7 protein-coding genes are annotated in these 7693 nt (G+C 70.3%); 4 read left to right on the top strand and 3 right to left on the bottom strand.

What is annotated here, in order from left to right:
• Window positions 1–92: 92 nt before the first annotated feature.
• The gene (locus tag AC08OJ_RS16835; RefSeq protein WP_476596225.1) at window positions 93–1838 is read right to left on the bottom strand and encodes a TAXI family TRAP transporter solute-binding subunit; all 1746 of its coding nucleotides are present in this window, start codon (window positions 1836–1838) and stop codon (window positions 93–95) included.
• 132 nt (window positions 1839–1970) lie between these two features.
• On the opposite strand from AC08OJ_RS16835, the gene AC08OJ_RS16830 reads away from it, so the two are divergent.
• The 3 genes from AC08OJ_RS16830 (at window position 1971) to AC08OJ_RS16820 (ending at window position 4591) form a co-directional block, all read left to right on the top strand.
• Window positions 1971–2603 (top strand): hypothetical protein, encoded by a 633-nt coding sequence (locus AC08OJ_RS16830; protein ID WP_476594087.1) that lies wholly within the window; start codon window positions 1971–1973, stop codon window positions 2601–2603.
• Window positions 2596–4131: a HelD family protein gene (locus tag AC08OJ_RS16825; RefSeq protein WP_476596224.1), complete on the top strand. Its 1536-nt coding sequence runs from the start codon at window positions 2596–2598 to the stop codon at window positions 4129–4131. Before AC08OJ_RS16830 ends, AC08OJ_RS16825 begins: the two co-directional genes overlap by 8 nt.
• A gap of 67 nt (window positions 4132–4198) precedes the next feature.
• On the top strand, window positions 4199–4591 hold the full coding sequence (locus AC08OJ_RS16820; protein ID WP_476594089.1) for a DUF2237 family protein: 393 nt from the start codon (window positions 4199–4201) through the stop codon (window positions 4589–4591).
• Here the strand turns inward: AC08OJ_RS16820 and AC08OJ_RS16815 are convergent.
• Window positions 4524–5558, bottom strand: a complete 1035-nt coding sequence (locus AC08OJ_RS16815) for a sulfotransferase family protein (RefSeq protein ID WP_476594090.1) — start codon at window positions 5556–5558, stop codon at window positions 4524–4526. The genes AC08OJ_RS16820 and AC08OJ_RS16815 overlap by 68 nt on opposite strands.
• Before the next feature lie 213 nt (window positions 5559–5771).
• On the opposite strand from AC08OJ_RS16815, the gene AC08OJ_RS16810 reads away from it, so the two are divergent.
• On the top strand, window positions 5772–6692 hold the full coding sequence (locus AC08OJ_RS16810; protein ID WP_476594091.1) for a glycoside hydrolase family protein: 921 nt from the start codon (window positions 5772–5774) through the stop codon (window positions 6690–6692).
• A gap of 146 nt (window positions 6693–6838) precedes the next feature.
• Here the strand turns inward: AC08OJ_RS16810 and AC08OJ_RS16805 are convergent, their stop codons facing one another.
• The gene (locus tag AC08OJ_RS16805) at window positions 6839–7348 is read right to left on the bottom strand and encodes an ester cyclase (protein WP_476594092.1); all 510 of its coding nucleotides are present in this window, start codon (window positions 7346–7348) and stop codon (window positions 6839–6841) included.
• Between the last annotated feature and the right edge of the window lie 345 nt (window positions 7349–7693).

Below are 7693 nucleotides of genomic sequence, written 5' to 3'. Positions count from 1 at the left end.
AGCCGGGCATCGCGGCGCTGGCCGCCGGGAGCGTCAGCCCGATCGCGACCGTCGTGCTGGTGGCGGTGACGCTGTTCGGCGCACAGCCGGTGTCAGGATGCCGGGCAGCCTTGGTGGATCTTGACTGATTCGTAGTACTTCTTCGCCTCGAGATGTAGGGGTACCAGGCAGTAGGCGGGATTGGTCCCTACCGTCTGGCGGCTTGTTAGGAAGTGCCGGCCTGCGTCGTCGGGCCACAGTGCGCGTTCGAAGACGGCGCGCTGGTTGGTGAGGGCCTGGGCGGTGTAGCAGACCAGGTCGGGGTCTGTGGCCTCGGTCGCGACGATGCCGTTGGGTATGGCGACGGTGGAGGCTGGTTCGATGCCGGGGTAGTCCTGGGGCCCGATGGTCTGGTTGCCGTAGATCTGCCCGCGGGCGAAGCTGTTCCCTGCCTTGGACCGGTAGAAGTTGTCCCATTCGGTCTCCATGGCCCGCTGGTAGCCGGCGAGGGGGAGCAGGCGCAGGCCTACTCCTTCTGTTGCTTCCCGGTAGATTTCGTCGGTGGGTGCTCCGCCCGACCACAGCACCGCGTCGACGTGCCCGGCGCGCAGTGCTGCTAGGCCGTTGACCAGCGTCATCGGCTCAGGTGTGGCAGGCGTGAGGGAACAGGCAGAGGGCTGTGGGCCGGCGGCGAGCTGGATCTGGCGGAAGAGAACCTGCCCGATCTGGAAGGTTCCGGAGTCCGGGAGTCCGGTGGCGACGCGTGTTCCGGAGCAGAGCTGGTCTGCGGTAGTGATGTCGGAGCCTTGGCGTAGGACGAGTTGCAGCAGGTCGAACCATAGCGGTCCGACCGAACGCAACTCGTCTATCGGGGAACCGGCGAACTGCGACACAGCGTAGCGGGCGTCGACCGCTGTTGTGAGCTGGACGATCGACAGGCTGCAGCGTGCGTTGGGGTCGCGCAGGGTGTTCAGGTTGTGGGCGCTGCCGATCGTCGTTACGACGTTCACCTTCGTGCCGGGGTAGGCCGTGCGGAGGAGACCGGCCAGCGCCTCGCCGTACTTGTTGTAGGGGCTGTCCGGCTGACCAGTCATGATCGAGACACTGTCGCATTGGCCTATCGCAGCAATTTTCGGCCCGGATGGTGGGGCGGGGTCGGGATCGCCTCCCGGCCAGGGCGGCCACGTCGTCACCACAACCACGACCACGACGGCAAGGGTCCGCCGCGGGTGGGCACGAACCCAGTGCCAGACACCCCGCCAAGCGCGAATGACAATAGTGGAGCGGCCACTGTGTGATGGGTCCACAGGCGGAACCGGGCCAGGCCAGGGAGGCTTAGGGAAGGGCGGCGCCTTGCTTGGTTTTTCCCTGCCCTTGCGCAGGGAGTTGATCTTCTTGGTGAGGCGGGTGGTGGCGGCAGGCTCGTCGAGGCCGAACAGGTCCAACGAGACGATCTGGCGGAGCGGATGCGGATCAGGCAGAGGGCAGTTGGTGATCTTGACGGGTATCAGCCTGCTGGCGAAGCCCAGCGGGTCGCCGGCGTGGACGGCGCGCCATTCCGTCTGGACGCGGTCGGAGGTCAGGTAGGCCTCGGAGAGCACGGCGATGGTGCGCGCGGCCTCGGTGACGCCTTGCTGGATGCGGAAAGCCCAGATCGAGCCAGGGATGGAGTCCCAGGCCTGGATCAGTACCCGGTAGCCGGCCGCCTCCAGCTGCCAGGCGACCCACTCCGCCCACTGCTGATCGGCCGCGGTGTAGGAGACGAAGAAGTCCGTCTTCGCCGGCCCCCCGCGGTGTCGTCGTCCGAGGGTTGGATCCCCGTATCCACGCCCATGCCCTACAGCATGCCATCCGGTCACGAACCGCTATAGACCCGCCGTCCCGGATGTGAGTCGAACGCGCGACTCCGCCAGCCTCGGTCCTCAAGGAACGCGGGGAGTGCCGTCCTCGCCCGGATAGCATTTCTTGCCGACTTAAGAAAGGGGCGCTCGGTGGTGATCGACAGCATGAACGCCGAACCGGATGTGGATCCGGTCGATCTGACTGTCGAGGTGGCCGAACCGGACGCGGAGCTGGCCGCGGAACGCGAGCACCTCCGGCGCAGCCGGCGGGCGCTGGCGGGGATGCGGGCCGAGATCGAGGGAACGGAGATCGCCGCGGGCGACGCGGTCGTGGACAAGGTGACGAACGCCTACCTGAAGCTGGCGAAGCAACGGCGGCTCGCCAGCTTCACCGAGCAGGAGGATTCGACGCCGCTGTTCTTCGCCCGGGTCGACTACGGGCCCGACGCGCCCCGGGTCCCCGGCCAGCGCTTCTACCTCGGGCGGCGGCACGTGCGCGAGGCTGCCGGGGACGATCCGCTGGTCGTCGACTGGCGCACCGAGGTCGCCCGGCCGTTCTACCGGGCGCATCCGGGCGACCCGATGGGGCTCACGGTCCGACGCAGGTTCGGCTACGACGGGGCGGAGCTCACCGCGTTCGAGGACGAACCGCTCGTCCCCCGCCGCCCGGCAGCGGGAAAGCCGGCGGCGGGAAAGCCGAAAGGCAGCGGGAGAGGCGACCGGGCCGGCCGGCGGCCTGCTGGACCGGGAGATCGAGCGGCCTCGCACCGGGCCGATGCGTGACATCATCGCGACGATCCAACCCGAGCAGGACGAGATCGTCCGGGCGGATCTTGCCGTGAGCGTGTGCGTCCAGGGCGCCCCGGGGACGGGCAAGACCGCCGTGGGGCTGCACCGGGCCGCCTATCTGCTCTACGCCCACCGCGAGCAGCTGCGGCGCTCCGGGGTACTCGTCGTCGGCCCCAACCGCGCCTTCCTCGGCTACATCGCCGCGGTGCTGCCCTCCCTCGGGGAGTTCACGGTGCGGCACAGCACCCTCGACGACGTGGTGGGCGCGGTCGCCGTGCGTGGCACGGACCCCGACGACGTGGCCGCGCTCAAGGGCGACGCCCGGGTGGCGACGGTGATCCGTCGGGCGTTGCACGGGGCGATCCGCCTGCCCACCCGGCCGGTCTCCGTGGACACCCGGGTCGGCCGGTGGACGGTCGGCGCCGACGAGTTCGCGGACTTGGCCGCCGACCTGATTGCGCAGCTGCGGGCGGGCGCGTTGCGCTACGGCACCGCCCGGGCACGCCTGGCCGGCCGGATCGCCGAGTCTGTCCGCCGCCGGGCCGAGGCGAGCGGACACTTCTTCACCGACGGGGCACTGCGCACCCTCGCCCGCGGCCGGGCCGTCCGCGAGGCCGTCGAGGCGGTCTGGCCGCGGGCCGACGCGCCGGGCCTGGTGCACCGCCTGCTCACCGACCCGGCGTTCCTGGCGTCGGCGGCCAGCGGGGTGCTCACCGGCGACGAACAGCGCCTGCTGCTGACCGGCGCACCGCGAGGCGGGGCCCGGACGGCGTGCTGGTCGCTCGCCGACGCGTTCTGCATCGATGAGGCCCGGGACCTCATCGAGAGCGAACCGGGCTTCGGGCACGTGATCATCGATGAGGCGCAGGACCTCTCCGCGATGCAGTGCCGCGCGCTCGGCCGCCGCTGCGCGGACGGCTCCGCCACCGTCCTCGGGGACATCGCCCAGGGCACCACCGGCTGGGCCGCGACCTCGTGGCCGACGTTGCTGGCCCATCTCGGCAAACCCACGGCGCACCTGGAGGTGCTGACCCGCGGCTACCGGGTGCCCGCGGAGATCCTCGACTTCGCGAACCGGCTCCTGCGCCACATCGCCCCGGATCTGCGCCCGGCGATCTCGGCGCGGACCACGCGCGGCGCGTTGACGACGGCCCCGACCACCCCGGAGGGGCTCACCGCCGCGGTGGTCGACCACACCCGCCGGACCCTGCCCCACCCCGGCTCGCTGGCGATCATCATGGCCGACCGGGAGGTGGCGGCACTCGCGGCGGCGCTGGACGCCGCGCGGCTGCCGATCGTCCCGCTCGACGGGGACACCCCACCCGGGCGGGCCTGCCTCGTGCCCGCCTCGCTCGCCAAGGGACTGGAGTTCGACCATGTCATCGTGGTGGAACCCGCCGCGATCGTGGCGGGTGAGGCGCGGCCGTTGCAGGGGTTGCGCCGGCTCTACGTCGTCCTCACCCGCGCCGTGAGCGCCCTCACCATCGTGCACGCCGACGTGCTGCCCGCACAGCTGCGGTGAGCGACCTTGCGGGCCCGATCCGGGTGGTTGCCGTGTCGCCACCGGACGAGTGGGAGAAACTGTCGATGTGGCAGATGAAGGGAATGTTCTCGGTGGGGAACTGGAGCCCTGCGGCACCGACCCGGTGACCGGCTTCTACCGCGACGGGTGCTGCAGCACCGGTCCGGAGGACCTCGGCAGCCATACCGTGTGCGCGGTGGTCACCACCGAGTTCCTACGGCACCAGCGGCAGGTCGGCAACGACCTGTCGACGCCCCGACCCGAGTATTCCTTCCCCGGCCTGCGCCCGGGTGACCGCTGGTGCGTGGTCGCGGTGCGGTGGCTGCAGGCCTACGAGGCGGGGGCCGCCGCGCCTGTCGTGCTGGCCTCGACGCACGAACGCGCCCTGGAGATCATCCCGTTGGAGGCGCTGCACGCCCACGCCGTCGACGTGCCCGCCGACCCACGATCGCTCGGCTGACCTCGGCCGGCCCCGTCGGTCGCCGGCCCCGCCCGTCGATGACCTCGGGTTCGAGGCCCACGGTGAGCCAGTCGGCGTAGGACAGGCCGGTGATCTCCTCGAGGCGGGCGATGTCGTCGACGAAATACGGCAGCACGGCGCGGCGCTGCTCGGGGGTGAGCTTCGGGCGCCCGCCCTTCTGCCGCTGCAACGCGGTGAGCAGCGGACCGCGGAAGGTCCTGCGCACGGGAACCGGGAAGTGATGCCCGATCCGCCCGCCGGTGCGCAGCGCCGCGCGCAGCACGCTGTTCACGGGGGTGTCCGCGACGAACGGCGTGACGTTCTCGGCGGGCACCAGGTCCACCAGACCCGTCTCGACGCCGAGGAACTCGCAGACCCGGTCCAGCGTGGCGGCGGGGGAGTCGCGCAGGTCCCGGTAGCGCAGCAGCAGGACTTGGTCGCGGGAGAACAGGGTGAACAGATGGCTGAGCTGCTCCCCGTACAGGCCTAGGGAGACGTAGTGCCAGAACTGGGCCCAGCCGGCGTCCCGGCGCTCACGCTCCAGGGCACAGGCCTGGACGAAGTCACGTTCCGGCTCCAGCCCCGCCGCCCACAGATGGGTCCAGTTCGAATGCGCGCGGTCGACCGGGTTGCGCAGCATGACGATGATCCGCGCCTTCGGCAGGAACCGCCTGACCCGGTTCTGGGCGTCCAGGTCGTAGAGGTAGAACGGAGTAGCCTCGCCCTTGAGCGTCCCCGCCGGAGCGGCATCGAACAGCGCCTCGTAGTCGGCCCGCCGCCACACGTGCTCCTGGTACGTCTGGGCGTCACCGGGGCCGCCCCGGGCCGGCGGCGGCCCCTGTGACAGGAAGAACTTCGGCTCCTTCGCCGACGGGAGGAACAGCGCCGGGTGCCGGACGAGTGCCGCGTGCAGCGCCGTCGTTCCGGCTTTCGGCACGCCGATCACGAGGAAGTCGGGAAGGGCCATATGACGGGCGCTCCTGGACGACTGGGGTCGATGAGCGACTGGGGTCGGCCGCGGGCGGATCCGGCCGTAGGCAGCCCCGGGGCCGGGGTACGCACCTCGCATATTCCAGTAATCCGACCGGGGACCTCAAGATGGTAGCGGTCAGGGCGGGACGGCGTGAACGGAACGGAACGTTCGTCATCCTTACCCCGCCGGTAGGGTTGCTGCGTGGTAATGAGCAAACAGCACCTGGTGGCGACGACCGTACCGCTCCCCGGACTGAGGCCTGCCGTGACCGTGGTCGCGCCGCCCGGTGACGGCCCGGGGTACTGGGCCGGCGCGCCGTGCGCCATTACGGTGGATAGCGTATTCTATCTGGCCTATCGGCTGCGCCGTCCCATCGGGATCGGCCGGGGTTTCGGCGTCGTCATCGCCCGCTCCACCGACGGGGAGAGCTTCACCGAGATCGCCGTCGTGCCCCGGGACCCGTTCGGCGCCGAGAGCCTGGAGCGGCCCGCTCTGGTGGTGACCCCGCAGGGATCATGGCGGCTCTATGTGAGCTGCGCGGCTCCGGGCAGCCCGCACTGGTGGGTGGACCTGCTGGAGGCCGACGACCCCGCGGCGTTCGACCCGGCCCGCCGCCGCACCGTCCTGCCCGGAGATCCGGCCAGCCTCGCCGTCAAGGACCCGGTCGTGGTCCATTACGGCGGGCAGTGGCATCTGTGGGCCTCCTGCCACCTGCTCGACGACCCGCTGGCGACGGACCGGATGGACAGCCGCCACGCCACGAGCCCGGACGGCATGACCTGGACCTGGACCGGAACGGCGCTGGCGCCCCGGCCCGGCTGCTGGGACGCCCGCGGCGTGCGGATCAGTTCCGTGCTCACGGGCGGCTCCCAGCCGGTCGCCCTGTACGACGGTCGGGCCACCGCGGCGGAGAACTGGGCGGAACGCACCGGCCTCGCCGTCGGGGTGACCGTCGACCGGTTCCACGCGGTCGGCACCGAGCCGGTCGCGGTCTGTCCGGACGGGGACGGCGCCCTGCGCTACGTCAGCGTGGTCGAGCTCCCGGACGGCGGCCGGCGGCTGTACTACGAGGCCTCCCGGCCGGACGGCAGCCACGAGCTGCGCACGGAGCTGCACCCGGCCCCCTGAGCTGCCCCCGGTGTCCTGAACGCCGTCGTTTTCCCTGGTTGGCGGCGTCTTGGCGGGGGTGCTGCCGGCCTTAGGGAGGGGCCGCGTCCAGGGAGAGGCACGGCGGTGCTCGCGCGACGAGGGCGCGCTCTGCCCGCGGGTTCGGGTCAGGCGATGGCCGTTCGGATGGGTTCGCGGTCAGTCAGGCCCACGCCGCCGCGCGGAGCATCGGTCTCCCCCTTTATCTGACGGAAGATCGAGTCGTTGTCCCAGTACGCGCGCTCGGCGATGATTTTGTCCGGTTCCTGGTCACTGAAGATGTAAAGCACAACGCCTTCAAAATGAACCGGACGACCCTGAGGGGCGATGCCGGCGAACTCGCCCTGATGTGTCCCTGCCAGGGTCACCTCTCGCCAGGAGTAGCCGGGGAGGTCGTATTCTCCGGTGACAGTGACGATGAAGTCCGGTAGGGCAAGAGCGAGCGTTTCGTAGAACTCCTGAACGCCGTTGATTCCTTCGTAGCGGGCGTTTAGCGGGACGACGTCGTAGAAGGCGCGCTTATCGCGCAGGAAGGTGTCGTAGACCTTCTCCCAATCCTTGGCATTCTCCTGGCGGATGTGCTCCTCGATTGTCGCGCGCTGCCAGGAGATACGCTCCTCGGTGGCAATAGTGGTCATGGTCGTTATTTCCTTGTCCTTCTCGTAGAAGGAGAATTCGTTGCGGATTCATCGTACAACAGGTTTGGGTGCGGAACAGTTCGGCTCTTCGAATTACGGTGCATGTCGTAATTAGGCGGGCACGCGTGGCGGGATGGCTGGAGTTCCGGGATGCGGCCAGCAGGGCCGGGTGGACCGGGACGCGGCGTTGCAGCATCCGCCATGCTGGAGCGGAACGTGCCGCCCGCACCGGTGATGATCGCGACCGTCAGGTCCCTGCGGCCCTTGCCGGTTTCTATCGTGGCGGTGACGCCAGGGCTCGGGGGCGCGCGTGCCCGCGGGTCCGCCCGGTCGGCGGGGGAGGTG

The organism is Frankia sp. CgKIO3 (assembly GCF_977946435.1).
The sequence above is the reverse complement of the archived record's forward strand: the minus strand, read 5'-3'. Positions and strand labels throughout refer to the sequence as shown.

Coding starts and splice junctions, on each gene's coding strand:
- AC08OJ_RS16825 (WP_476596224.1), top strand. CDS start 2,596: ATGCGTGACATCATCGCGACGATCCAACCCGAGCAGGACGAGATCGTC.
- AC08OJ_RS16815 (WP_476594090.1), bottom strand. CDS start 5,558: ATGGCCCTTCCCGACTTCCTCGTGATCGGCGTGCCGAAAGCCGGAACG.
- AC08OJ_RS16810 (WP_476594091.1), top strand. CDS start 5,772: ATGAGCAAACAGCACCTGGTGGCGACGACCGTACCGCTCCCCGGACTG.
- AC08OJ_RS16805 (WP_476594092.1), bottom strand. CDS start 7,348: ATGACCACTATTGCCACCGAGGAGCGTATCTCCTGGCAGCGCGCGACA.